This window comes from Salmonella sp. SJTUF15581, assembly GCF_043356775.1.
In the GTDB taxonomy this organism is placed as follows: domain Bacteria; phylum Pseudomonadota; class Gammaproteobacteria; order Enterobacterales; family Enterobacteriaceae; genus Salmonella; species Salmonella enterica.
This window is the reverse complement of record NZ_JBEUJY010000013.1, coordinates 109,657-135,204: the sequence shown is the minus strand read 5'-3', so window position 1 is coordinate 135,204 and position 25,548 is coordinate 109,657. Positions and strand designations below refer to the sequence as shown.

Annotated in this window: 25 protein-coding genes, 2 tRNA genes, 2 rRNA genes and 1 pseudogene; 20 read left to right on the top strand and 10 right to left on the bottom strand. The window is 52.6% G+C overall.

The annotated features are described in order from the left end of the window. From ABVN36_RS19695 to dkgB, 4 genes are all read left to right on the top strand, one after another. A 23S ribosomal RNA gene (locus ABVN36_RS19695) occupies positions 1–691 on the top strand; the annotation flags it as partial. Positions 692–889: 198 nt separating this feature from the next. Then, positions 890–1,005 (top strand): 5S ribosomal RNA (gene rrf / locus ABVN36_RS19690). A gap of 191 nt (positions 1,006–1,196) precedes the next feature. After that, positions 1,197–1,273: transfer RNA gene (locus ABVN36_RS19685), tRNA-Asp, on the top strand. Positions 1,274–1,437: 164 nt separating this feature from the next. Further along, positions 1,438–2,241: a 2,5-didehydrogluconate reductase DkgB gene (gene dkgB / locus ABVN36_RS19680; RefSeq protein WP_023138347.1), complete on the top strand. Its 804-nt coding sequence runs from the start codon at positions 1,438–1,440 to the stop codon at positions 2,239–2,241. 20 nt (positions 2,242–2,261) lie between these two features. On the opposite strand, the gene yafC is transcribed toward dkgB, so the two are convergent. Continuing rightward, positions 2,262–3,176 (bottom strand): DNA-binding transcriptional regulator YafC, encoded by a 915-nt coding sequence (gene yafC / locus ABVN36_RS19675; RefSeq protein WP_000648534.1) that lies wholly within the window; start codon positions 3,174–3,176, stop codon positions 2,262–2,264. Between the two features lie 104 nt (positions 3,177–3,280). Between yafC and ABVN36_RS19670 the strand changes: the two genes are divergently transcribed. The 3 genes from ABVN36_RS19670 to ABVN36_RS19660 all read left to right on the top strand — a co-directional run bounded on the left by ABVN36_RS19670 (position 3,281) and on the right by ABVN36_RS19660 (position 6,236). Further along, the gene (locus ABVN36_RS19670; protein ID WP_001127535.1) at positions 3,281–4,456 is read left to right on the top strand and encodes an MFS transporter; all 1,176 of its coding nucleotides are present in this window, start codon (positions 3,281–3,283) and stop codon (positions 4,454–4,456) included. Positions 4,457–4,587: 131 nt separating this feature from the next. Next, positions 4,588–5,388, top strand: a complete 801-nt coding sequence (locus ABVN36_RS19665; protein ID WP_001230970.1) for an endonuclease/exonuclease/phosphatase family protein — start codon at positions 4,588–4,590, stop codon at positions 5,386–5,388. 77 nt (positions 5,389–5,465) lie between these two features. Next, positions 5,466–6,236 carry a class I SAM-dependent methyltransferase gene (locus ABVN36_RS19660; protein ID WP_023138346.1) on the top strand — a complete coding sequence of 257 codons (771 nt, stop codon included), beginning with the start codon at positions 5,466–5,468 and terminating at the stop codon, positions 6,234–6,236. Positions 6,237–6,291: 55 nt separating this feature from the next. Here ABVN36_RS19660 and mltD read toward each other — a convergent pair whose 3' ends face one another. Beyond that, positions 6,292–7,659 carry a murein transglycosylase D gene (mltD, locus tag ABVN36_RS19655; protein WP_000644706.1) on the bottom strand — a complete coding sequence of 456 codons (1,368 nt, stop codon included), beginning with the start codon at positions 7,657–7,659 and terminating at the stop codon, positions 6,292–6,294. Between the two features lie 71 nt (positions 7,660–7,730). Beyond that, positions 7,731–8,486 (bottom strand): hydroxyacylglutathione hydrolase, encoded by a 756-nt coding sequence (gloB, locus tag ABVN36_RS19650; protein ID WP_001052773.1) that lies wholly within the window; start codon positions 8,484–8,486, stop codon positions 7,731–7,733. Positions 8,487–8,520: 34 nt separating this feature from the next. On the opposite strand from gloB, the gene ABVN36_RS19645 reads away from it, so the two are divergent. Then, positions 8,521–9,243 (top strand): class I SAM-dependent methyltransferase, encoded by a 723-nt coding sequence (locus tag ABVN36_RS19645; RefSeq protein ID WP_000801238.1) that lies wholly within the window; start codon positions 8,521–8,523, stop codon positions 9,241–9,243. Here ABVN36_RS19645 and rnhA read toward each other — a convergent pair. After that, positions 9,240–9,707, bottom strand: coding sequence for a ribonuclease HI (rnhA, locus tag ABVN36_RS19640; protein WP_000917872.1), 468 nt, complete (start codon positions 9,705–9,707; stop codon positions 9,240–9,242). The two genes, ABVN36_RS19645 and rnhA, sit on opposite strands and share 4 nt — an antisense overlap. A gap of 63 nt (positions 9,708–9,770) precedes the next feature. Here rnhA and dnaQ point away from each other — a divergent pair, with 63 nt between their 5' ends. Together dnaQ and ABVN36_RS19630 are read left to right on the top strand one after the other, a co-directional pair. Then, a complete protein-coding gene (gene dnaQ / locus ABVN36_RS19635; protein ID WP_001670675.1) occupies positions 9,771–10,502 on the top strand; it encodes a DNA polymerase III subunit epsilon in 732 nt (243 codons plus the stop codon). A 133-nt stretch (positions 10,503–10,635) separates the two neighbouring features. Next, positions 10,636–10,712: transfer RNA gene (locus ABVN36_RS19630), tRNA-Asp, on the top strand. 320 nt (positions 10,713–11,032) lie between these two features. Here ABVN36_RS19630 and ABVN36_RS19625 read toward each other — a convergent pair. Genes ABVN36_RS19625 through tagK form a run of 6 tightly spaced genes read right to left on the bottom strand, consistent with a single transcriptional unit; the run spans position 11,033 to position 17,194 of the window. Then, positions 11,033–12,088, bottom strand: coding sequence for an ImpA family type VI secretion system protein (locus tag ABVN36_RS19625; protein ID WP_023138345.1), 1,056 nt, complete (start codon positions 12,086–12,088; stop codon positions 11,033–11,035). Positions 12,089–12,098: 10 nt separating this feature from the next. Further along, on the bottom strand, positions 12,099–13,094 hold the full coding sequence (gene tssG, locus ABVN36_RS19620) for a type VI secretion system baseplate subunit TssG (protein ID WP_000145239.1): 996 nt from the start codon (positions 13,092–13,094) through the stop codon (positions 12,099–12,101). Beyond that, positions 13,091–14,974: a type VI secretion system baseplate subunit TssF gene (gene tssF, locus ABVN36_RS19615; RefSeq protein WP_023138344.1), complete on the bottom strand. Its 1,884-nt coding sequence runs from the start codon at positions 14,972–14,974 to the stop codon at positions 13,091–13,093. The genes tssG and tssF overlap by 4 nt, the downstream gene beginning before the upstream one ends. Before the next feature lie 15 nt (positions 14,975–14,989). Continuing rightward, positions 14,990–15,484, bottom strand: a complete 495-nt coding sequence (tssE, locus tag ABVN36_RS19610; protein ID WP_000108007.1) for a type VI secretion system baseplate subunit TssE — start codon at positions 15,482–15,484, stop codon at positions 14,990–14,992. Beyond that, positions 15,481–16,305: a type VI secretion system accessory protein TagJ gene (locus ABVN36_RS19605; protein ID WP_001622741.1), complete on the bottom strand. Its 825-nt coding sequence runs from the start codon at positions 16,303–16,305 to the stop codon at positions 15,481–15,483. The genes tssE and ABVN36_RS19605 overlap by 4 nt, the downstream gene beginning before the upstream one ends. Next, positions 16,292–17,194, bottom strand: a complete 903-nt coding sequence (gene tagK, locus ABVN36_RS19600; protein ID WP_033903596.1) for a type VI secretion system-associated protein TagK — start codon at positions 17,192–17,194, stop codon at positions 16,292–16,294. Before tagK ends, ABVN36_RS19605 begins: the two co-directional genes overlap by 14 nt. Positions 17,195–17,561: 367 nt before the next feature. Between tagK and tssH the strand changes: the two genes are divergently transcribed. The 10 genes and pseudogenes from tssH to ABVN36_RS19550 all read left to right on the top strand — a co-directional run bounded on the left by tssH (position 17,562) and on the right by ABVN36_RS19550 (position 25,532). Next, entirely contained in the window at positions 17,562–20,201 is a 2,640-nt protein-coding gene (tssH, locus tag ABVN36_RS19595; RefSeq protein ID WP_023138342.1) for a type VI secretion system ATPase TssH, read from the top strand. Positions 20,202–20,300: 99 nt separating this feature from the next. Next, positions 20,301–20,843: a type VI secretion system contractile sheath small subunit gene (tssB, locus tag ABVN36_RS19590; protein ID WP_000996815.1), complete on the top strand. Its 543-nt coding sequence runs from the start codon at positions 20,301–20,303 to the stop codon at positions 20,841–20,843. A gap of 23 nt (positions 20,844–20,866) precedes the next feature. Further along, positions 20,867–22,375, top strand: coding sequence for a type VI secretion system contractile sheath large subunit (tssC, locus tag ABVN36_RS19585; RefSeq protein ID WP_000013884.1), 1,509 nt, complete (start codon positions 20,867–20,869; stop codon positions 22,373–22,375). A 14-nt stretch (positions 22,376–22,389) separates the two neighbouring features. After that, on the top strand, positions 22,390–22,548 hold the full coding sequence (locus ABVN36_RS19580) for a BPSL0067 family protein (protein WP_001804664.1): 159 nt from the start codon (positions 22,390–22,392) through the stop codon (positions 22,546–22,548). A 12-nt stretch (positions 22,549–22,560) separates the two neighbouring features. Further along, the gene (locus ABVN36_RS19575) at positions 22,561–23,007 is read left to right on the top strand and encodes an STY0301 family protein (protein WP_001804665.1); all 447 of its coding nucleotides are present in this window, start codon (positions 22,561–22,563) and stop codon (positions 23,005–23,007) included. 253 nt (positions 23,008–23,260) lie between these two features. After that, positions 23,261–23,746, top strand: coding sequence for an Hcp family type VI secretion system effector (locus ABVN36_RS19570; protein ID WP_023138341.1), 486 nt, complete (start codon positions 23,261–23,263; stop codon positions 23,744–23,746). A gap of 67 nt (positions 23,747–23,813) precedes the next feature. Then, positions 23,814–24,008 (top strand): annotated as a pseudogene (locus ABVN36_RS19565) (type VI secretion system lipoprotein TssJ); the annotation flags it as partial. Between the two features lie 42 nt (positions 24,009–24,050). Continuing rightward, entirely contained in the window at positions 24,051–24,536 is a 486-nt protein-coding gene (locus ABVN36_RS19560) for a type VI secretion system amidase effector protein Tae4 (RefSeq protein ID WP_001081550.1), read from the top strand. After that, positions 24,521–24,904: a type VI secretion system amidase immunity protein Tai4 gene (locus ABVN36_RS19555; RefSeq protein ID WP_000379146.1), complete on the top strand. Its 384-nt coding sequence runs from the start codon at positions 24,521–24,523 to the stop codon at positions 24,902–24,904. Before ABVN36_RS19560 ends, ABVN36_RS19555 begins: the two co-directional genes overlap by 16 nt. 142 nt (positions 24,905–25,046) lie before the next feature. Next, a complete protein-coding gene (locus ABVN36_RS19550) occupies positions 25,047–25,532 on the top strand; it encodes an Hcp family type VI secretion system effector (RefSeq protein ID WP_000119443.1) in 486 nt (161 codons plus the stop codon). Positions 25,533–25,548 lie beyond the last annotated feature (16 nt).

Sequence of the window (25,548 nt, the reverse complement as noted above, 5' to 3'; positions counted from 1 at the left end):
CCGGGTTGCGGACAGTGTCTGGTGGGTAGTTTGACTGGGGCGGTCTCCTCCTAAAGAGTAACGGAGGAGCACGAAGGTTGGCTAATCCTGGTCGGACATCAGGAGGTTAGTGCAATGGCATAAGCCAGCTTGACTGCGAGCGTGACGGCGCGAGCAGGTGCGAAAGCAGGTCATAGTGATCCGGTGGTTCTGAATGGAAGGGCCATCGCTCAACGGATAAAAGGTACTCCGGGGATAACAGGCTGATACCGCCCAAGAGTTCATATCGACGGCGGTGTTTGGCACCTCGATGTCGGCTCATCACATCCTGGGGCTGAAGTAGGTCCCAAGGGTATGGCTGTTCGCCATTTAAAGTGGTACGCGAGCTGGGTTTAGAACGTCGTGAGACAGTTCGGTCCCTATCTGCCGTGGGCGCTGGAGAACTGAGGGGGGCTGCTCCTAGTACGAGAGGACCGGAGTGGACGCATCACTGGTGTTCGGGTTGTCATGCCAATGGCACTGCCCGGTAGCTAAATGCGGAAGAGATAAGTGCTGAAAGCATCTAAGCACGAAACTTGCCCCGAGATGAGTTCTCCCTGAGACTTAGAGTCTCCTGAAGGAACGTTGAAGACGACGACGTTGATAGGCCGGGTGTGTAAGCGCAGCGATGCGTTGAGCTAACCGGTACTAATGAACCGTGAGGCTTAACCTTACAACGCCGAAGATGTTTTGGCGGATGAGAAGACGATTTTCAGCACTGATTCAGAGTTGAGTACGCAATAATTTGCGCAGCAGCAAGGCGGCAAGCGAAGGAAAGGAAGGAGCATACAGAAGTATGTGACTGAGTTTACGAGCGCAGGCAACGCCGCTGATGCGATAAAGAATTGCGTACTGAGCACAAAAGAATTTGCCTGGCGGCCGTAGCGCGGTGGTCCCACCTGACCCCATGCCGAACTCAGAAGTGAAACGCCGTAGCGCCGATGGTAGTGTGGGGTTTCCCCATGCGAGAGTAGGGAACTGCCAGGCATCAAATTAGAAGTATGGCATTAACTTTCGGGGCAGTTCACTACTCGACAGAGAGTAGGACAAAAGCGAAAGCTTTTGAACGTTGCGAAGCAACGGCCCGAAGGGTGAATCACGAAGTGATTCATAAACTGCCAGGCATCAAATTAAGCAGTAAACTGATGTAAAAATCAGTGGTTGTAAAAGAATTCGGTGGAGCGGTAGTTCAGTTGGTTAGAATACCTGCCTGTCACGCAGGGGGTCGCGGGTTCGAGTCCCGTCCGTTCCGCCACTTATTAAGAGCCCTGAGCATTAGCTCAGGGCTTTTTCTTTGCATGTCATTTAATTATTGCTCAATTCGCAAAAATCCTCTGCATTTCTCGCTCTTTTTCTGCAAAGCGCTGAAGGTCATAATCCCCTCAGTTAACGAACATAGTGATTAAAAAGAGGAATTCTATGACTATCCCTGCATTCGGTTTAGGTACTTTTCGCCTGAAAGACGACGTGGTTATCGCTTCTGTTAAAACGGCGCTTGAACTAGGCTACCGTGCTGTCGACACTGCGCAAATCTATGATAATGAAGCGGCTGTTGGACAGGCGATTGCTGAGAGCGGCGTACCGCGTAATGAGCTGTACATCACCACCAAGATCTGGATTGAAAATCTTAGCAAAGACAAGCTAATCCCAAGCCTGAAAGAGAGCCTGAAAAAACTGCGTACCGATTATGTCGATCTGACGCTGATCCACTGGCCATCTCCGGGTGATGCCGTGCCTGTCGAAGAATTTATGCAGGCATTGCTTGAAGCTAAAAAACAAGGGCTGACTCGCGAAATTGGCATTTCAAACTTCACCATTCCGTTGATGGAAAAGGCTATTGCCGCGGTGGGCGCAGACAATATCGCCACCAACCAGATTGAACTATCTCCGTATCTGCAGAATCGTAAGGTGGTTGACTGGGCGAAAGCGCACGGTATCCATATCACCTCTTATATGACGCTGGCATACGGTAAGGCGCTGAAAGATGAAGTGATTGCGCGCATTGCGGCTAAACATAATGCGACCCCGGCGCAGGTTATTCTGGCATGGGCAATGGGTGAAGGTTACTCGGTGATCCCTTCATCCACCAGGCGTGAAAACCTGGCAAGCAACCTGCTGGCGCAGGATCTGCATCTGGATGCCGAAGATAAAAATGCGATCGCGGCACTGGACTGCAACGATCGTCTGGTTAGCCCGGAAGGACTGGCTCCTGCCTGGGATTAATTACCCGATCCTTTGTACCTTTAACCCTCTTTCACAGCTCCTGCGGGGGCTGTTCTTATATATTCGCTCAAAAAGTCGATAAATGCCCGAATGCGTGTGCTGACGGCGCGATCGCTGTAGTAAACGGCGCTGAAAGGCATTTCTACCGGCAGACGTTTATCGGCCAGCAGTTCCACCAGTTCTCCCCGCGCGATCTCTTTATCAATCATATAATCTGAAAGACATGCAATGCCGTTACCGTTCAGGCAAAGTTGTTTTAACGTTTCCCCGCTATTGGAAGAAATCCCACATTTGATCTCATGGAGCTGCCCGTCGCTACAGGCAATCGGCCAGGTATTGAGCGAAACAGGTTCTGAGAACCCCAGGCACAGATGCCGTTTTAATTCTTCAACGGTCTCTGGCTTGCCAAAACGGGCAATATAATCCGGTGAGGCGATAATCTTACGATAACTGGTAAATAACGGACGCGCGCGCAGACTTGAATCTGTCAACGTGCCTGCGCGTATCGCAACATCCACTTTTCGTTCAATAAGATTGATGAACGTTTCTGAGGAGACAAGAGACAACGTTATTTCCGGATACCGTTCACGAAAAGGTTTAATCAGCGGCATCAGGAAATGCAGCATTACCGGCGTTGCCGCATCGATACGCAGTAAGCCGCGCGGGGTATTACGCGACTCCATGATTTCCGTTTCTGCGGCGGCCATTTCTTGCAGTATCTGCTGCACGCGCCTGAAGTATCGCTCTCCTTCTTCAGTCAGGCTCAGCTGTCGGGTCGTACGATTAAGCAGACTGACGCCGAGCTTCATCTCCAGCTTTTTAACTGCCCGGCTGACAGCGGAATTGGCCTGTCCAAGCTGCTCTGCCGCCCGGCTGAAGCTGCCGCTTTCCACGACAGCGACAAAAATTGCGAGTTCTTCGGAGGTGGCTTTCATTTTTGCTCCTGAAGCAAAATTAAATTGATATTTTGGCTATTTTTGTCATTAAAACATCCAGGCATACTGCGTGTCATCTGATTACTGCTGTTATGGAGTTATGTATGCCTCTCGCTTTATTTGCACTGACAATAAGTGCCTTCGCTATCGGTACGACTGAGTTTGTGATTGTCGGCCTGGTGCCGACCATTGCTCAACAACTGGCTATCTCGTTACCTTCCGCCGGAATGCTGGTTTCAATCTATGCGCTGGGTGTGGCTATTGGCGCGCCGGTGCTAACCGCGCTGACCGGACGCCTGCCGCGTAAACAGTTACTGGTCGCGCTGATGGTCTTGTTTACGGCGGGGAATTTGCTGGCATGGCAGGCACCGGGCTATATGACATTAATCGTCGCCCGTCTGCTGACGGGCCTGGCGCACGGCGTGTTCTTCTCGATTGGATCTACCATCGCGACAAGTCTGGTGCCAAAAGAGAAAGCGGCTTCTGCTATCGCTATTATGTTTGGTGGCTTAACGGTAGCGCTGGTCACGGGCGTGCCGCTGGGAACATTTATCGGTCAGCATTTTGGCTGGCGTGAGACCTTCCTTGCGGTATCACTGTTAGGCGTGATTGCGCTGATGAGCAGTCAACTGCTGATCCCTGCCAATATTCCCGGTCGGGCGGCCGCCAGCATTCGTGACCAGGTGAAAGTACTGACTCATCCTCGTCTGTTACTGATTTACGCCGTTACGGCGCTGGGCTACGGCGGGGTATTCACGGCATTCACCTTCCTGGCGCCGATGATGCAGGATCTGGCGGGATTCTCCCCGGCAGCAGTAAGCTGGATCCTACTGGGTTATGGCGTATCTGTGGCTATCGGCAATATCTGGGGCGGTAAACTGGCGGATAAGCATGGTGCCGTGCCGGCTCTGAAATTCATTTTCGCCGCACTGTTTGTTCTGCTGATGGTCTTCCAGGTGACGGCTTCCACGCAGTATGCCGCGCTGGCTACCATTCTGGTGATGGGGATCTTTGCCTTCGGTAACGTACCGGGGTTACAGGTCTACGTGGTACAGAAAGCGGAACAATTCACGCCTAATGCAGTAGATGTGGCGTCAGGTCTGAACATTGCGGCGTTTAACATTGGTATTGCGCTGGGTTCCGTGATTGGCGGACAAACGGTGGCGCATTACGGTTTGGCGCAGACGCCGTGGATTGGCGCCCTCATTGTTCTGGTGGCTTTCCTGCTGATGGGTGTCAGCGGACGTCTTGATAAACCTGTACGCATTGCTCTGGAGTAAATTATTGATGTAAGCGCCTACTTACAAAACAAACTGCAATTGTTCGTTGAAAGTGAGTGCTAAAATCCCTATAACAGAAGAATCAGTCCGGTTGAGGACTGGTTGACGTTACAGAGGTTTGAAAGTCAAAAGTGCGAAAAAACACCTATGCGATGCGCTATGTTGCCGGACAGCCCGCCGAGCGGATTTTGCCGCCAGGGTCGTTTGCGAGCATCGGCCAGGCATTGCCCGCCGGGGAACCGCTAAGCAGTGAAGAGCGGATCCGTATCCTCGTGTGGAATATATTCAAGCAGCAGCGAGCCGAATGGTTATCGGTGCTGAAGAACTACGGCAAAGATGCGCATCTGGTCCTGTTGCAGGAGGCACAGACGACGCCTGAACTGGTACAGTTTGCCACCGCTAACTATCTTGCCGCCGACCAGGTTCCCGCTTTTGTATTACCTCAGCATCCGTCTGGCGTCATGACGCTTTCTGCCGCCCATCCTGTTTACTGCTGCCCTTTACGGGAAAGAGAACCGATTTTACGTTTGGCGAAATCAGCCCTGGTGACGGTATATCCCTTGCCGGATACCCGTTTATTAATGGTAGTAAATGTTCATGCGGTAAATTTTAGTCTGGGTGTGGACGTATACAGTAAGCAGTTACTTCCGATCGGCGACCAGATTGCGCACCATAGCGGCCCTGTCATTATGGCGGGTGATTTTAATGCCTGGAGCCGTCCACGTATGAATGCGTTGTACCGCTTTGCACGTGAGATGTCGCTGCGCCAGGTGCGTTTCACTGACGATCAGCGCCGTCGTGCGTTTGGACGACCGCTGGATTTTGTTTTTTATCGTGGGTTAAACGTGAATGAAGCCTCCGTACTGGTGACGCGCGCTTCCGATCACAATCCGCTACTCGTTGAATTCAGTCCCGGCAAACCTGAGCAATAAAGGTGAGTCAGGTCTGCCGTGGGGCAGGCCTCTGCGGGTACTGCCCTCTATTTTTCTCATAACAGAAGGGCACTACCATGACAACGCATTCCCATCATGACAATGTTGAAAAGCAGTTTGGTTCACAGGCGAACGCCTATTTACATAGCGCCGTTCACGCATCAGGTCGTGACTTAGCGCGGCTGGCGCAAAGGTTGTCTGATTTTTCCCACGCGAGCGTACTGGATATGGGATGTGGGGCTGGACACGCGAGTTTTGTCGCTGCGCAACATGCCAACTCGGTCGTGGCATACGATTTATCCGCCAGCATGCTTGAGGTTGTCGCTGGAGCGGCGGAAGAAAGACATTTAAGTAATATTACTCTCCGGCAAGGCTATGCCGAAAAACTGCCCTTTGAAGATGCATCGTTTGAGGTGGTGATTAGCCGCTATTCCGCGCATCACTGGCACGACGTTGGTCAGGCATTGCGTGAGGTTTATCGTGTATTAAAACCCGGCGGCGTGCTGATTATCATGGATGTCATGTCGCCTGGACATCCTGTACGCGATATCTGGCTGCAAACGGTGGAGGCGTTACGCGACACGTCGCATGTCCGTAACTATTCCAGTGGCGAATGGCTGACGATGGTCAATAACGCGATGCTGGTAACGAATACCGTGATAACCGATCGTTTATCGCTGGAGTTTCGCTCATGGGTAACGCGGATGCGTACGCCAGCGCCGTTGGTTGAGGCGATTCGATTATATCAGGCGAGCGCCCCGGTAGAGGTGAAGCGTTATTTTGAGTTGCAGGATGACGGCTCGTTTAGCAGCGATACTATCATGCTGGAAGCGCATAAAGCGGTATAGCAATTTAAAAGGCGCCGGGGGAAGCGGCGCCTTTTGGCTTTTTCGTCGGACAATATCAGGAGTCTGGCGTGCTATTGTCCTTCACAAACAACGTAAGCTGATCGCCCGGTTGTAGATTATCCGTATCATGGTTCCAGCGCATCACATCTTTGATATTCACCCCGTGACGTCTGGCGATACTGGAAAGCGAATCGCCTTTACGGACACGATAGGTAATGCTATCGCTATTGTTTGCCAGTCGTTGCGCGCTGCTGCCAGCGCCTACGGTCAGACTTTGCCCGATTTTCAGGCGCGAACCACGCAGGTTGTTCCACTGCTGCAAGTCCTTCGTGCTTACGCCAAGCCGCGAAGCAATACCGGAAAGCGTATCGCCAGAGCGCACCTTATAGCTACGGCTATTCAACGGCGTATTGTCGGCGATCAGTTGGGACTGAACGGCGTCAATCTCACCGGAAGCCAGCGACTCACGCAACTGCTCGGCATGCTTTTTGGGCACCATAACATATTGCGGACCGCTTACGCCTAAGGTAGACCCTTTTACACCGGCATTAAACGTCTTCAGCTTGCTGATAGACATGCCCGCCATATCCGCAACCTGCGCCATTTCAACTGGACTGTTTAAACGAACTCGTGCCAGCGCTCGGCTTTCATCTGTTGTTGGCAGACGTACGCCGTAGCGTTTGCTGTTTTTGAGAATTTCACTCAATGCCAGCATCTTAGGTACGTAGAGTTTCGTTTCTCTGGGCAAAGAAAGCGACCAGAAATCCGTCGGTTTTCCACGCGCTTTGTTTGCTTTAATTGCCCGCATAACACGGCCTTCGCCGCTGTTATACGCTGCAACGGTTAACAGCCAGTCGCCGTCAAACATTTTGTTCAGACGCTGCATCATGTCTAACGCGGCGGTCGTAGAGGCTACAACATCGCGACGCGCGTCATAATTACGGGTCTGCTTTAAACCATAATTGCGCCCTGTGCTCGGTATGATCTGCCAGATGCCTGCGGCATTGGCGCCAGACGTTGCGTGAGGATCAAAAGCGCTCTCCACTATGGGTAGTAGTACCAGCTCCATAGGCATGTTACGTTTCTTAACCTGCCCCGCTATCCAGTACATATACGGCTCTGCCCGTAAAGTTACATCGTGGAGATAGCTCTTATTGCGTAAATACTTCTGTTTCTGTTCGCGAATCCGGCTGTTTTCCGGAATTCCCATCTTTAGCTCGTCGCCAATGAAAGCCCACAAGTCCTGATCTGGCGCGATAGACGTTCCGTCGTCCATCCATCGTGCCTGACTCGTAAACTTTCCTGCTTCCCCTTGACCAGCTGCAGAAAGGCTCTGTGCGTGCTGTTGGACGTTGCCAGTGTTCTGAGACGTCTGGCACCCCACAAGCAGGACAGAGGCGAGTAATATCGCTTTTGCCTTCATGTGTGTGTCAATAGTTGCTTAAAAGACGACCGATCATAACGGCGAAGTTAGCGAATGACAAGTAAGAATTATCAGAACGTGTCTTTCTTTGACCTTAACCATGCAAAACGCGCTTCTGGTTGTTGCAATATTGTTTCTTTGTTGATTTCGTTAATTAAATCAATATCTTCAGTTCTTAAAAAAAGATTAATCTTACGCTCATTTTTAAGAATAACGGGTAATGTCATTTGTTTTTTTACACGTAACTCTTTAACTTTACGATAATATTCATTTATGAACGAATCGTGCGGAAGTATGCTCAATGCGAACTTAATGTTAGCTAAAGTGTATTCGTGAGCGCAGCAAATGAGCGTGTCGTCAGGCAGAGAATTAATTTTCATAAGTGACTGATACATCTGTGATGGCGTGCCTTCAAACAGTCGACCACAGCCGCCAGAAAACAGCGTGTCGCCGCAGAATAAGTAAGGGTGGCTAAAGTAACAGACGTGTCCTAACGTGTGGCCCGGCGTGGCAAAAAGAGTAAATTTCTCGCCTAAAACGCGAATAGTATCGCCATCGCCAACAAGATGGGTTGCTCCCTTGTCTTGCGTTTCCGCCGGTCCATAAACCGTCATTTGCGGGAAGTGTTGCAACAGCTCTTTGACTCCGCCAACATGGTCGTGATGGTGATGCGTCAGAAAAATCGCCTCCGGCATCCACTTATGTTCAGCAATGGCCTTTAAGACGGGGGCCGCTTCGCCGGGATCAACAATCACACAGCGGCCTTCATCATTGGTCAGCACCCAGATGTAATTGTCCTGAAACGCGGGAATACTGTTAAGATTCATATATTACCTCTCAAATAATTAGCGGAAGGTTGCGATGAAACCGGCAAGGCTCTCTCAAACTGTCGTTGCGCCCGGATGTTGGGGTGAGTTGCCCTGGGGCAATTACTATCGTGAGGCGCTGGAACAGCAGCTCAATCCGTGGTTTGCAAAAATGTATGGTTTCCATTTGCTTAAAATCGGTAATTTAAGCGCAGAAATCAATTCCGAAGCGTGCGCGGTCTCTCATCAGGTGAATGTTTCATCGCAGGGGTCGCCGATGCAAGTTCTGGCCGATCCGCTACACCTTCCTTTTGCAGATAAATCCGTCGATGTTTGTCTGCTGGCGCATACTTTGCCGTGGTGTACCGATCCGCACCGTTTATTGCGGGAAGCCGACCGCGTATTGATTGATGACGGTTGGCTGGTTATCAGTGGATTTAACCCGCTGAGTTTGATGGGGTTACGTAAACTGGTACCCGTTTTACGTAAAACACCGCCCTATAATAGTCGGATGTTTACCCTTATGCGGCAACTGGACTGGCTGTCTTTACTCAATTTTGAAGTGCTACATTATAGCCGTTTTCATGTCTTACCCTGGAAAAAGCAGGGAGGGCGGCTTTTAAATACGCATATCCCGGCGCTGGGCTGTTTACAGCTTATTGTGGCCCGTAAGCGGACCATCCCGCTTACGCTTAATCCGCTGCGACATAATAAAAGTAAAACCCCTATCCGCCAGACCGTTGGCGCCACCCGGCAATATCGCAAACCGGATGGCTAAGCCTCCGCCTGGTAGCCACTATCTTCCTGCGTGGGGTTCATTGCCGCGGCGCGCGCCAGTTCATCACAACGCTCGTTTTCGGGATGGCCTGCATGGCCTTTGACCCATACCCATTTGATCTGATGCTGACCTAACGCAGCATCGAGACGTTTCCACAGATCGACATTTTTTACGGGTTTCTTTTCCGCTGTTTTCCAGCCGCGTTTCTTCCAGTTATGAATCCATTGGGTAATTCCTTGCCGCACATATTGACTGTCGGTGCTCAATGTCACTTCGCAATGTTCTTTTAACGCTTCAAGCGCGACGATCGCCGCCATCAGTTCCATACGGTTATTGGTGGTCAGCGTGTAACCTTCACTAAACGTTTTTTCATGACCGCGATAGCGTAAGATAGCGCCATAACCACCAGGCCCTGGATTCCCCAGGCAAGAGCCATCGGTGAAAATTTCTACCTGTTTAAGCATCTCTGGTAGACTTCCTGTAATTGAAATCGATAACAAAACGCAAGTCTGACATAAATGACCGATATGAGCACTGCAATTACACGACAGATTGTCCTCGATACCGAAACCACCGGTATGAACCAGATAGGCGCGCACTATGAAGGTCACAAGATTATTGAGATCGGTGCGGTTGAGGTGATAAACCGTCGTCTGACCGGCAACAATTTTCATGTTTACCTGAAGCCGGATCGGCTGGTGGATCCGGAAGCGTTTGGCGTACACGGTATTGCCGATGAGTTTCTGCTGGATAAGCCGGTTTTTGCTGATGTGGTCGATGAGTTTCTTGATTATATCCGCGGTGCGGAGCTGGTCATCCATAACGCATCGTTCGATATCGGCTTTATGGATTATGAGTTTGGTCTGCTTAAACGCGATATTCCTAAAACCAATACTTTCTGCAAAGTTACCGATAGCCTGGCGTTGGCGCGGAAAATGTTCCCCGGCAAGCGTAACAGCCTTGATGCGCTGTGTTCGCGTTATGAGATAGATAATAGCAAACGTACTTTGCACGGCGCATTGCTCGATGCCCAGATCCTTGCCGAAGTGTATCTGGCGATGACGGGCGGACAAACGTCCATGACGTTTGCGATGGAAGGAGAGACGCAACGGCAGCAAGGTGAGGCGACCATTCAGCGAATCGTTCGCCAGGCCAGCCGGTTACGGGTCGTTTTTGCCTCTGAGGAAGAGCTGGCTGCGCATGAATCGCGGCTTGATCTGGTGCAGAAAAAGGGCGGAAGTTGCCTTTGGCGGGCGTAATTTATTCCTTTTTAGGCTATAAAAATCATCCTTCGGGCGATTTTTGCAGCAACTGATTCAAAAGGTGAGAAAAAGCGTTGACGGGCGACACCGCAAACCGTAATATTCGCCTCGTTCCCAGCGGGAACATCACGGAGCGGTAGTTCAGTTGGTTAGAATACCTGCCTGTCACGCAGGGGGTCGCGGGTTCGAGTCCCGTCCGTTCCGCCAGATACAAATCTCAGGGTGTTTTTATACATCCTGTGAAGTAAAAAAAACCGCATCACTGTAAAAAGGATGCGGTTTTTTTTCGTCTTCAGCAGTGCCACCGCCTATCGTGGAATCTGACGCAAATGGGCCTACGCCTGGATGACGAACAGGATATTACCGCCACTTCTTTCACTGTCATGGCTATTTTGATCCCACTGGCATTTAAGGCGCGGCCTCATGGCGGTGCTTAACCGGGATCGGGACATGTTCAGCGCAGAAGCAGACTGCGTAATGTTGATGTCACTCAGATAATTACGGAGAACCGCCAGACATGCGCATCATCACTCCAGGGCATCCCACTTCTCCAGCAACTCCACCGGGATCTCATTGATCACCTCCGAGAACCGTTTTCCCACCAGTCTTTCAGCCTGGCGTAACAGTGGGATGGTTGGGCTGCTGGGTTCACTGCTCTCAAACCAGCGACGAATACACCGCAGGCGTTCCAGCGCATCATTACGATCGCGAATTGGCCCCGGTTCAGCATTGTGTGGGATAGATATACCGGGGGGCGCGTTGACAGGCGGCACATTCTCTGCCCGTGCCGGAACGGCATTATCCATAACCGTGCCTGCGGGGTCTGGCACTGGCGCTGGCGACGGAGGGATTTCCGGTGTGGTTGTCTGTACCACGTCAGGCAGCAGCGCTAACAACTGCCGCAGGCGTGAAAAATCTGGAGCCAGATCGCCTAATGTCTCACGCGCCCACACTTGCAGGCGTTCTGCGCTTTCCTGCGCTTCGCGAAACGCCGCCAGCGGTAATGCCCCACGGGCTTCGAGGTCGGCCAGTTGCTGGCGGACGGATTCGGGGGCCAACGCATCAGCCGGGCGGGGAGCGGATAACGCGCGCTCGACATCCCGTACCTGCAGGCGCAGGGCGGCACTGTTTGACAGCGTGATACCGCGAATGTCTGCCATCACGCCTTCGTGATCCAGCAGCGCCGCCAGGGCATTACTGCGCGCCAGCGCCGCATCTTCAATAGACTCTGCGGATGCGTCTTCGCCGGTAAGCAGCTGCGGATGGAGTGCATCAGACCAGATTACGCTCAGTTCTGCCAGTTGCGTGAGCATTTCCGCCAGTCCCTGTGCGCCAGCCTGCTGGATGCGACTGCGCAGCAGCAGGATCAACACCCGGATATCCTTACTGCGCGTGAGCAGACGGCGCGCATCACGCTCAATTTCCGGCCAGTTCACGGCTTCCGGCGTACTGACAAAATCACCATATTGCGCCTCCGCCTGGGGGGCGGCGCGGCTGAACAGCAGCAGGTACTCCGGATCGTACTCCGGATCGGGGCCGCAGGGTTGTTCCGCGCTTACCGGTTTAGTCAGGGACATATCCATATCATTACTCTCAGTGGGTTAAGCCGTGTTCAGGTTCAAAAATCATGCCGGTCACCGGACGGTCATGCATGGCTTTACCTGCCCAGGCCGTCCAGCCAAGCCGCTGCGCGCCGCCGATCACCGCAGGCGGTGCGGCATGAGGCTTCAACTGCAGCTCAATTTCCCAGCAATATTCAAAACCGATGAACGTACGCACCAGTTCTGTCAGCACGGGCAGATTGTTGCCGCCGGGCAGAAAACGCAGGTAATCCTCCAGCGTGAGCGGGCCGATAATTAGCCGGAATTTGTACTGCATATCCGGTACGGCCTGGCCGATAAGCGCCCCGTTGCCCAGCACCGAAGACTGCGCAGGCGTGCCCAGACGGGTGATTTCATCGTTCGCCACCGTTATCCAGTGCAGGGCGAACTCTTTCACCGCAAAAGGTACGCTGAAATAGTGCGCCAGCGTGGCGGCCAGCCCGTCAGGATTGCGCGATTCGCGTACCAGATGGGCGGAGGCTGCCAGGCGAACATGATCTGACAGCGGGCTTTCGGCGCTTTCCCGTAGATCCTGCCCGCTGAGACTGGCGATATAAAACGCAAAACGGTCGTGTTCCGGTTTGTCCAGCCCGCCACCAGCGGACTGGGCGCTGCGCCATGCCTGCCAGAACTGCGTCAGCCAGCGGTGGTGAAAAATATTGGAAAAATGAACCAGCGTCGGATCGTGACGACTCTCTGAGCGGTTCAGTGCCAGCTCGGTATAGTGCAGCGGCAACGGGCCGTTTGGCCCCCATAGTCCGAGGCTGTACAGGCTCAGGTGCAGGCGTCCATCCTGCCAGCTGACCTGGGCGATTTCCCGTGGCGCAAAGGTCATCGTCGGCGTCTGTCCCAGACGGAATTTTTCCATCCGTGGCTGCCAGATACTGCCTGCCGGAGTATCACAGAGCTGGGCATCCACGCGCCGCATCAGGTTCAGGAATCCGTAACGCCAGGGGGTTTTCTGCGCCTGGTCGAGAGCGCCGGTCATACGCTCCCCCGTTGCCCGGTTCTGACCGGCCAGGTCATGACATGCCCGCGTTGCATCGAGTGCAGCGTCATCTGCGAGAAGGTATTAATGGAAACATGGCGGGCAATATAGTGTTCCAGCACCAGACCGAACAGGTAAGGACTGATACCGGAAAATCCCTCTTCGTCCACGGTCAGTTCGCAACTGACGCCCCGGCCATAGACCAACAGGCCGGAGCCGGGCAGGCGGCGGGTCACCGGGGTGGTTTTGCAGCCAATCAGGCTGCGCACCTGGCGCGACTGCGGGCTGTCGTGAGCCGGAATAAACAGATTCAGCAGATCGCGCAGCGCCTGGCCGCCGGTGCGGTGATCCAGATCGGCCAGCGGCAGATAATTAAACGACAACTGCCGGATCAGCCGCCAGGCCATTTCGCGTTCAGCCAGCGGCGGCTGCGGCGGGCGCGGCGGTCTGATAAGACCCACGCCCGCCACCGGAATCGCCGCATCTACGGTCAGATCATCCCGGCCATTACGTGGAATAAGGCAGGGCAGATCGCGGTTAGTCACCATTGCCGTGACGGTGATATGGCGCAGATTTTCCGGGTAGGGCGCTTCATGCTGATCAACCAGCGAGAGGAAGACTTCCGAGCCGGTATAGGGGGTTCGGGTGCCATAGCGGCGGGCGCTTTCTGACGATCGGCGCGGCTCACGACGCAGTGAAAAATAACGCCCGTGGTTGCCTTCGTCATTATTACGGGTGTGATACAGCGGACGAAAAATCATCTTCCGTGTGGTTTCCGCTTCCAGGCCTTCGACTTCCTGGACAGAAAACACCTCGTAATCCAGCGGACGGGTACGATCCACCACCAGATGCTGTTCCGTCACGCTGTGAGTGACTTCAATCCGGGTGGTGGTGCGGGGAAACAGGTTGATCACCGGCGTACAGAACAGGCTGAACTGTGCGGCGTCCGTCTGATGAATCAGCCAGTCCGGCGGCAGGCGGTTAAGCAGTATGACAATTTCCGCCACATTGCCCTGCACCTTTTGTAACCCGGCAGACAATCCGGTCGGGGTGAAGAAGTAAAACCGTTCCGGACAGGCGAAAAATTCATGCAGCAGATTATGGCCGTGAAACACGTTCCAGGCGAGCGGCAGCAGCCCCTGCCCTGGCTCCAGCCCTTCGTGCGCCACCGGGTGTTGAAGATTCACATTCAGTTCGCCGTCAAAGTGACCGGGTTCACCGGCCAGTGTGGCGACGGCGCTGGTATGCAGCAGCTCAAACAGGTGTGACGCAATGCGTTCTTCGCCGCAGAGGTAAAAGGGCAGCCGTGCCGGACCGGCCAGCTCGCTGAAAGTCAGTTCCCCGAAGGTTCGCAGGGTGATGCGCAATGCCCCGGCGACATGAATATTAGGCGGCAGATAGCGGTGCAGGGCGGGCATATCCGGCGGCGCGGCGGTCAGGCGTACCTCCTCGATGGACAGCGGCCACAGCGTGACGTCCTGGCTGCTGCGAAACTGGCAGGCGGTATTTTCGCCTTCCGGGATAGGGGAAACGAACGCGGTATCGCGCGGCACGGTGACCCCTTTCGCCAGGTCGCCTTCCTGCGTATCGGGATACAGCTTTACCACTGCCATCGATGGCGTGGGGGTGACGTAATTGGGGTTGACGACTTCCAGTAACCGCTGTGTGAAGCGGGGAAACTCGGCGTCAATTTTTAGCTGAGTACGGGCGCTCAGAAAGCTGAACGCCTCGATCATGCGTTCCACATACGGGTCGGCAATATCGGTTCCCTGCATCCCCAGTCGGGCGGCAATTTTGGGATGGAGGGTGGCGAACTCAGCACCGGTCTCCCGCAGGTAGCTCAGTTCGCGGTTGTAATACTCCAGTAGCCGTGGATCCATGAATAATGCCCTGTATTAAAAGAACGTAATGCGGCTCAGCTCCATATCCAGCGCGCTGCGTACCAGAAACTCCGTGGGATACGGCTGCGTCAGAATTTGTCCGCGAATTTCAAACTGTAGCGTGTTATAGCTACCCTGCCGGGTTTTATCGAGCAAGGGCGTGACCCTGAGTGTGGCGGCGTTCAGCCGGGGTTCGAAACGGATAATGGCGCGCCGGATCGCCTCGCTGATATCGTCCCACTTATGCTCATACATAAAGCTGCCCGCCAGCGGCGGCAGGCCATAGTTGAGCACTGACGCCGCCGCCTGCGGATAGCGCCGGGCGTCGATGTCACCTTCGTGGCTAATGGTATTGAGCAAAAAGGAGAGATCCCGACGAATGATCTCCTTCAGTTGTACCGGCGTGACGCTGATATCCCGGTCAATTTTCTGATACGGAGCATTGTCACACAGCCGATCAAATAGGGTGGGCAGCAGGTGGTTAGCGGGTGTAAAACGAGACGTGCTCATGCGCCATCGTTTTCCTGAGCATGAAAGGTACAATGGGCCATGTCCAGCAGGCTGATATCGCCGTGGCTGGTCAGCCACACTTTCTGCCCCAGCGCCCGCACGGTGGTTTCGCCGGGGCCGTCCTGCCAGGCGGTTTCCCGGCACAGACGCAGGGCGTCGGATGCACTTTCCGAACCGCTGTAACGGGTAAAGAGCCAGGCGCCGTGCGTATCGCCATTCACCAGGGTGATATTAACGGGTTTCCACAGCAGATCGGTCAGGCGCGCCGGTTGCGGCGATTCCAGCGAGCGTATTTGCGAAAACGGCAGCCAGATATACACGCCGCCGGTGACCAGCTCAAGTACCGGGCCAAGGCGGGAATCGCTGTCGCTCGCCCAGTCAAATGCGCCGCCGTTCCACTGTCCGCCAGTATCTGTTATGGCTTCCAGTGCGGTATTACGGTGTTTATCAACCTCGCCGGTATCGTCATGACAGGCGAGTGCCGCCAGCAGTGACTCCACCCAAACGGGCTGCGGCAGAAGAAAACCGGGTCGTTGTTCACCCTGAAAAACGGTGTGGCGGAACATTTCGCAGCGAACCAGCTCCCGGTACAGCCGGGCCTCCTGGGTATAATTGGCCTCCATCCTGGCGCATAGCTGAAGCTGGTGTAGCGCCCGCGACCAGTCTCCGGCCACACACAGCAACTGAAACAGGCTGTGGCGGCAGAGCGCTTTCGCCGGATTTTCCCGAACCTGCTGCTCCGCCATCTGAATCCCCTCCGCAATAGAGTATTCCTGTAGCAGCGCGGACAGGGTAGCAGGAAGCGTGTCAGTTTTTTTCATGGGCGGTATTTCCATTTTTCTGTGTCGGAGTGATTCGGTAGTGGCTGTCGATGCCAATAATACGATGCTCGCGGCGGGTCAGATCGGGCAGTATCTCGCTATGTGCGGTTTTCCCCCCCAGTTCCGGCGAGAGCAGTTGCAGGATATCGGGCATTGATTCCATCGCCAGCCAGTGCATTTCACCCTCACCGGTCGTGTCCAGCATATCCAGAATGGCATCAATACCGGGCGCGCCTGCCACCATATCCTGTAACGTGTCGGTGTCGCCCTTTTTATCGTATAACGACGTCAAATCCTGGGTGACAGCGTCTTCATTTCGGGGAAACGGTTTATCACGGAGGGGCTTTTCCTGCCCGGAGGGCCGCAATGCCTGCTGATATTCCTGGTAAAGCTGGTGTAGCGTGCTATCCGCTTCATGGCCGGTGTAAGAGGATGCGGTTTCCCGGACGGGAATAATATCGAACGGGTTCTGCGGATTGAGCTGTTGTTGTTTAAACCAGTCCAGATCCAGGTACTCAGCAACGGATTCAGATGACTGAACCAACTGAGGAAACGAAACATCGGGACGGGACTCATCATTGGTGCGGGCAAGGCACCAGGATGACAGACCCCATTCAATCGTATCTCCATCATTCAGCCGCATACGGTGATGAGGTTCCATCACCTGCTCATTGACGGCACAGCACAGTTCATCGGAGTGATTAACAATCCACCACGCCTCTTCGTGGCGAACAAGACTGAGCGCGATATCGTCTTTCCCATGTTGCTCAAAAAGCGGAATGTAGGGGGCGGCGGCAGTAAATACGATGTATGTCCCTGCGGGATACTGTGCGTTATCCGTTATACCCTGCGACTGTATTTTCCGTAATTCCCACATGTCTTGTTTCATTATGTCCCTTAAATGTATTTATTTTTCTGGAGGAAACGTTTAGGGATTTTTAATTCATAAATAATTTTAACTAAATTCATAGGGAGTCATTATTGATGACACCCTTTTTATTATTTTCGTCGTGAATGCATTGTTGTATGCATAGATGTCTTTTTTGAAATATTATTTCTTTTAATTCTGCAATTGCGATTTTTATCTTGCTGTTCATTGATTATTTAATATTAACGGCTTGGTTGCTAATTAGTCCCTGATCTGTATCATTGTTTTGTTTCGATATTTTTTCGAGGCTATCAATAAAGAATTGTTTATATATTTATATGCATTGATGCATTATTTTTATGAATTTTTATGTCACAAGGCATAACACATGGAAACTCCTGTTTCACGCAGTGCGTTGTATGGAAAACTGGCCGGCCCACTATTCCGGTCGCTGGAATCGGCAACGGCATTTTGCAAACTACGCTCTAATCCCTGGGTTGAGCTGACTCACTGGCTGCACCAGTTAACACAGCAGCCCGATAACGATATTCTCCACGTTCTTCGGCATTACCAGATCCCTCTTTCTGATGTGGAGAAAGCGTTACTCCGGCAACTGGATATGCTGCCCGCCGGGGCCAGCGCCATTAGTGATTTTTCTCACCATATCGATCTCAGCGTTGAAAAGGCCTGGATGCTGGCGAGCGTCCGTTACGGCGATAACAAAATTCGCAGCGGCTGGTTGCTGCTGGCCTTGTTGACCACGCCAGAACTGCGTCGGGTACTGAGCAGTATCTGCGCGCCGCTGGCCACGCTTCCGGTTGATGAACTGACGGAAATACTGCCCTCGTTGATCGAAACATCGCCGGAAGCGCAGGAGCGCCCTTACGACGGCTCCGGCCTGGCATCAGCCATTCCCGGTGAAAGCAGTCAGGCGATTCCCAACGGCGGGCAGGACGGTAAATCCGCGCTGGCAAAATACTGTCAGGACATGACGGCACAGGCGCGCGACGGCAAAATCGACCCGGTGACGGGGCGTGAGCATGAAATCCGCACCATGACGGATATTCTGCTGCGCCGTCGCCAGAATAATCCACTACTGACTGGTGAGGCGGGCGTCGGAAAGACGGCGGTCGTCGAAGGTTTTGCCCTCGCGATTGCGCAGGGGGAAGTGCCGCCCGCGCTGCGGGAAGTACGGCTGCTGGCGCTGGACGTTGGCGCTCTGTTGGCCGGAGCCAGCATGAAAGGCGAGTTTGAATCGCGTCTGAAAGGGTTACTGGAAGAGGCCGGGCGCTCGCCGCAGCCGGTTATTCTGTTTGTCGATGAAGTTCACACTCTGGTGGGCGCGGGCGGCGCATCCGGCACGGGCGATGCCGCTAACCTGCTGAAACCGGCGCTGGCGCGCGGCACCCTGCGGACTATCGGCGCCACCACCTGGAGCGAATACAAGCGCCATATTGAGAAAGATCCGGCGCTGACCCGGCGTTTTCAGGTGTTGCAGATTGCCGAACCGGAAGAGATCCCCGCAATGGAAATGGTACGTGGTCTGGTGGATACGCTGGAAAAACACCACAACGTACTGATTCTGGATGAGGCGGTACGTGCGGCGGTACAGCTTTCTCACCGCTACATTCCCGCCCGGCAGTTGCCGGATAAGGCTATCAGCCTGCTGGATACCGCCGCAGCCCGCGTGGCGCTGACGCTGCACACGCCGCCTGCCAGCGTACAGTTCCTGCGCCAGCAGCTAAAAGCGGCGGAAATGGAACGGTCGCTGTTGCAGAAGCAGGAAAAAATGGGGATTCAGTCAGATGAGCGGCGCGATGCGCTGACGGCGCGAATTTTCTCGCTCAACAATGAACTGACTGCATCCAGCTCCCGCTGGCAGCGGGAGCTGGAACTGGTACATACGTTGCAGGAACTGCGTGTCGCAGAGTCTGATGCTGATGACAAAACCACGCTGCAACAGGCCGAAACGGCGCTAAGGGAGTGGCAGGGCGACGCGCCGGTGGTGTTCCCGGAAGTCAGCGCGGCGGTGGTCGCGGCGATTGTCGCCGACTGGACCGGTATTCCTGCCGGGCGCATGGTGAAAGATGAGGCCAGCCAGGTGCTGGAACTGCCTGCCCGACTGGCGCAACGCGTTACCGGGCAAGACGGCGCGCTGGCGCAGATTGGTGAACGTATTCAGACCGCCAGGGCGGGACTGGGCGATCCACGCAAACCGGTGGGCGTGTTTATGCTGGCCGGGCCGTCCGGTGTCGGTAAAACCGAAACCGCGCTGGCGCTGGCGGAGGCTATCTACGGCGGTGAGCAGAACCTGATTACCATCAATATGAGCGAGTTCCAGGAGGCTCACACCGTTTCCACGCTGAAAGGCGCGCCCCCCGGCTATGTGGGCTATGGCGAGGGTGGTGTGCTGACGGAAGCGGTGCGTCGCCACCCCTGGAGCGTAGTGCTGCTCGACGAGATCGAAAAAGCGCACCATGACGTCCATGAACTCTTCTATCAGGTGTTTGACAAGGGCGAGATGGAGGACGGTGAGGGTACACATGTCGATTTCAAAAACACCACGCTATTACTCACCACCAACGTGGGTTCCGACCTCATCAGCCAGATGTGTGAAGATCCGGCTTTAATGCCCGACGCTACGGGGCTTAAAGAGGCGCTAATGCCGGAATTACGCAAGCATTTCCCGGCGGCATTTCTGGGCCGCGTGACGGTGATCCCTTACCTGCCGCTGGACGAAACGTCGCGTGGCGTGATTGCCCATCTGCACCTTGACCGGCTGGTGGCGCGGATGAGTGAACAGCACGGCGTGACGCTGACGTATAGCGAGGAACTGGTCGCACATATTGTGGCGTGCTGTCCAATGCATGAAACGGGCGCGCGGTTGCTGATTGGCTACATCGAACAGCACATCCTGCCGCAACTGTCGCGCTACTGGTTGCAGGCCATGACGGAAAAAGCCGCTATCAGGCAAATTGATATCGGCGTTAATGGTGATGAGCAGATTGTTTTTGAGATCGTTTGCTGAAACCGGCCGTTCGAAGTGTCCGTAGTGCGATTTTAAAAACTGTACCGGTATACCGCTCCCTTGGCGGCAACCAGTTGACTAAAAAGGAAATGAAGGATTATGGCTATCAACAATAGCGCGCAGAAATTCATCGCGCGCAACCGCGCGCCGCGCGTGCAGATTGAATATGACGTAGAGATTTACGGCTCTGAGAAAAAAATCGAGCTGCCGTTCGTGATGGCGGTGCTGGCCGATCTGGCTGGGAAACCGCGTGAAGAACTGCCGCCGGTGACGGATCGCAAATTCCTCGATATTGATATTGATAACTTCAATGAGCGCATGAAAGCCATTGCGCCGCGCGTGGCGTTCGCTGTGCCGAATACGCTGACGGGTGAAGGTCAGTTGATGGTCGATATCACGCTGGAAAATATGGACGACTTTTCGCCGGCACAGATTGCCCGCAAGGTGGACGCCCTGAACCAGTTACTGGAAGCCCGCACTCAACTGGCGAACCTCCAGACCTACATGGATGGCAAGGCCGGGGCGGAAAATCTGGTCAATAAACTGTTGCAGGACCCGACTCTGCTGAAAACGCTGGCGAATGCGCCGAAACCGGCCGCTACCCAGCAAGGTGTGTCAGCGGATAATGAATCAGCGGAATAACGTCGAATTTTTAAGGAATTTTCATGGCAAACAGTAATATGCAGGCAACCGACGCGGTTGCTCAGGATACCGTCTCCGCATCCGGTGAATTTGATGCGTTGCTGAATCAGGCCTTCCGACCCAAGACTACCCAGGCGGCAAAAGCCGTGGAAGCCGCGGTGCAGACGCTGGCGCAACAGGCGCTGGCGAACACGATCACCGTCAGCGATGACGCCTATAAAAGCATCAGCGCTATTATTGCGCAGATCGACTTTAAACTGACCGAACAGATCAAACTGATCCTGCAACATCCCGACTGGCAGAAGCTGGAATCCTCGTGGCGCGGTATGGAGCATCTGGTTTACAACACCGAGACCGACGAAAAGCTGAAAATTCGCTTCATGAATCTGTCAAAAGATGAATTGCGGCGCAACATGAAGCGTTACAAGGGCATCGCCTGGGATCAAAGCCCGATGTTCAAGAAACTGTATGAAGCTGAATACGGCCAGTTAGGCGGCGAACCTTATGGCTGTATCATTGCGGATTACTACTTCGACCATACACCGCCCGATGTGGATCTGCTTGGCTCTATCGCCAAAGTCGCCGCGTCGGCCCATGCGCCGTTTATTGCCGGGGCTTCCCCCTCGGTACTGCAAATGGACTCCTGGCAGGAGCTGGCGAATCCCCGCGACCTGACCAAAATCGTCACCCAGAACCTGGAATATGCGCCGTGGAACTCGCTGCGGGCTAGCGAAGACTCCCGTTATATTGGCCTGACGATGCCGCGTTTTCTTGCCCGCCTGCCGTATGGCGCAAAAACCAACCCGGTGGACGAGTTTGATTTTGAAGAAGATGCGGATGGTTCTGACCATACCAAATACGTCTGGAGCAACGCGGCCTACGCGATGGGCGTAAACATCAACCGTTCCTTCAAACACTACGGCTGGTGTACGTTGATTCGCGGTGTGGAATCAGGCGGTGCGGTGGAAAATCTTCCCTGCCATACCTTCCCGACTGACGATGGCGGCGTGGACATGAAATGCCCGACCGAAATCGCCATCTCTGACCGCCGCGAGGCTGAACTGGCGAAAAACGGTTTTATCCCGTTGATCCACCGTAAAAACTCAGACTATGCCGCCTTTATCGGCGCACAATCGCTGCAAAAACCACAGGAATACTACGATCCGGACGCGACGGCCAACGCCAACCTGTCCGCCCGTCTGCCGTACCTGTTCGCCTGCTCGCGCTTCGCTCACTTCCTCAAATGTATCGTCCGCGACAAAATCGGTTCCTTTAAAGAGCGTGAGGATATGCAGCGCTGGCTAAATGAATGGATTATGAATTATGTCGACGCCGATCCGGTGAACTCCTCGCAAGAAACCAAAGCCCGTCGTCCGCTGGCTGCCGCAGAGGTAGTGGTGGAAGAGGTGGAAGGCAATCCAGGTTATTACGACGCGAAATTCTTCCTGCGTCCGCATTTCCAGCTTGAAGGGCTGACGGGATCGCTGCGCCTGGTGACAAAACTGCCGTCAGTGAAGCAGGGCAATGCCTGATATATATTTTATGAATGTTTAAGCGAGTGAAGACAGAGAAGATAGAGAATATAAAGAGGGATATGAAGAAAAGAATTTCGTCCCGCTCACTTTCTCGTAAAGGTGGGGTACGTAATGATGACACATATCCGAATGCCAGTAACAATGCCGAAGCTTTTTATATCATTGAGTAGGAAATACATATTATGACCATAAGCCCAACTTTTCATCTGTTACCTGGTATTGTTCTGCTCTTTTCACAATATGCTGTAGCCTGGGAAGTCAGTTGTCCGGCTGTTATTGATACTCAGTCTTCTGCTGTGAGCCTGAAGTCTGATGTCCCAGCGCCGTGGCAGCTTTCTCCCCGATATATGTCGCGTTTATGGTTAAGTAGTATTGGGGTAACGCAGGGTAAACCTGAAAACCTGATGGATCTCAAACCAGAGACTAAAAAAGTAAACGGTGAAAATTGGTCTGTATGGGAAACAGAACGTGTTAGCGATAAAGAAACCGATCGCTATTGGGTTTCGTGTATTTATGGTCATGAACAGATATGGTTGACGCAACCAATACCTGCTTCTTCTACTCGCTGTAAGACTCATAATTTTGAGGGATCGCCAGAAGACCAGTCTATATCTTTTATCTGTAATTAGCGATTTGAGACGTGAAAATTTCAGTACAGGTTATGGTTTTTATTATCGGAAGTTATGAAGCATTATTCATATGCATTAAATAATGCAAATTCATAAAATAACTAAATACATTATCGGTACCGGAAAAATATACAGTCTTCTGTTCTCCTGAAGTTATTGGAGAAGGATTCTGTACGGCAATGATTTATCTATAAACAAAAAGATATAGATAAAATCAGGTTTATTTTAAGTAAAACTTAATAAGGATATAAAAATGGCTTATGACATTTTTTTAAAAATTGACGGCATTGATGGCGAGTCAATGGATAACAAACACAAAAATGAAATTGAAGTACTGAGCTGGCGCTGGAATATTCATCAGGAATCCACCATGCACGCCGGTAGCGGCCTCGGCTCCGGTAAGGTCTCCGTCACCAACCTGGATTTTGATCACTATATCGATCGCGCCAGCCCGAACCTGTTCAAATACTGCGCCTCCGGCAAGCACATTCCGCAGGCCATTCTGGTTATGCGTAAGGCTGGCGGCAATCCGCTGGAGTACCTCAAGTATACCTTCACCGACCTGATTGTCGCCGTGGTTTCCCCGAGCGGCAGCCACGATGGTGAAATCGCCTCCCGTGAAACGGTGGAGCTCTCCTTCAGCACCGTGAAGCAGGAATACGTGGTGCAGAACCAGCAGGGCGGCAGCGGCGGCACCATCACCGCAGGCTACGACTTCAAGGCCAACAAAGAAATTTAACGGCTGTTTTTCCGGCCAGATGTTATGTCTGGCTGGTTTTATTGTTTTGATTTTAAAGGAATTTACAGTGAATAAATGGCGTAACCCCACTGGGTGGTTATGTGCGGTAGCTATGCCTTTTGCACTGCTCCTGCTTTCCGGATGCGGCAGTAGCGATTCGCTACCTGACCCCTAATCGCAGCGGCCTGGCCTGAGCGTGAAAGCGTTTTACAAGGTGAATTCTGACAATCAGAAGAAAGCGGCGTCCATGAAGATACGTGTTGAGAATTAATGACCTACACAGAATTTTTAGAGGTTAAGCAAAATGAACAGACCTTCATTCAATGAAGCGTGGTTAGCTTTTAGGAAGGTGAATCATTCCGTCGCTGATGTGGGTAGCATTATTGGTGGAAACGTTGGGAAAAATATAACTGGTGGTTATTTTCAAAATGCCTGCCCTATTCGAATGAGCTATGTTTTGAATGCGACAGGGTTCCCAATAGCCCGTAACTCTCCGTATGCAAAGGTTAGTGGTGCCGATAATAAATTCTATATTTATCGCGTGAATGATATGATTGATTATCTTACTCATACTATGGGCAAGCCTGATCTTATTGTTAATAATCCGAAACAGAGTGACTTTATCGGGAAGAAAGGAATTATCGTAGTAAAAGGGCATGGCTGGAGCAATGCCAGAGGACACGTTACATTATGGAATGGCAGTATCTGTTCAGATCAGTGCCACTTATTAAATGACCCAGATAATGGACCATTTGTTCCTGAAGTTGGGACTCTGTGGATACTGCCGTGAAATGGTTAATATTAGTTACTTTCAGCATAAGTGGAATGCTGGTATGGCAGCCATCCTTTGCACAAGAAGCATTGACCACACAATATTCACAGTCGGAACTCTTAAAAAATTGGGCGCTGAGTCATTGTCTGGCATTAGTATACAAAGATGATGTCGTTAAAAACGATGCCAGAGCTACGGCCAGTGCTTACCTTGAATATGGTAAACAATCTGTGGAGATTTACCATGAAATTGATGAGATTGCGAAAAAATATTCAGGGTTGAAATATAACGGTTCGATATCATCAGATTTTAATACCATGAAGTGCATAGATTTTATCCATGACAGGGAATTAAATGAATTAATTAAAAGGCGTGTCGAGAAGTAAAATTCAAAGATATTAAAAGCATACGTTCTCTTGCTCTGATGAATTTATGGGTAAGAAAGAGCTGTACAGGAATAGTTAATCTGTTCACCTAATAAAGCAGATAAATCAGGGCTTAATTTAGGTAGTTAAAAGGATAGTAGATATGTCTTATGACATTTTTCTGAAAATTGACGGCATTGACGGCGAGTCAATGGATGACAAACACAAAAATGAAATTGAAGTACTGAGCTGGCGCTGGAATATTCATCAGGAATCCACCATGCACGCCGGTAGCGGTCTCGGTTCCGGTAAGGTCTCCGTCACTAATCTTTCATTTGAACATTACATCGATCGCGCCAGCCCGAACCTGTTCAAATACTGCTCTTCCGGTAAGCACATTCCGCAGGCCATTCTGGTTATGCGTAAGGCTGGCGGCAATCCGCTGGAGTACCTCAAGTACACTTTCACAGATCTGATTATTGCAATGGTATCGCCCAGCGGAAGCCAGGGAGGGGAAATTGCGTCTCGCGAATCAATTGAACTCTCCTTCAGCACCGTGAAGCAGGAATACGTGGTGCAGAACCAGCAGGGTGGCAGCGGCGGCACCATCACCGCAGGCTACGACTTCAAGGCCAACAAAGAAATTTAACGGCTGTTTTTCCGGC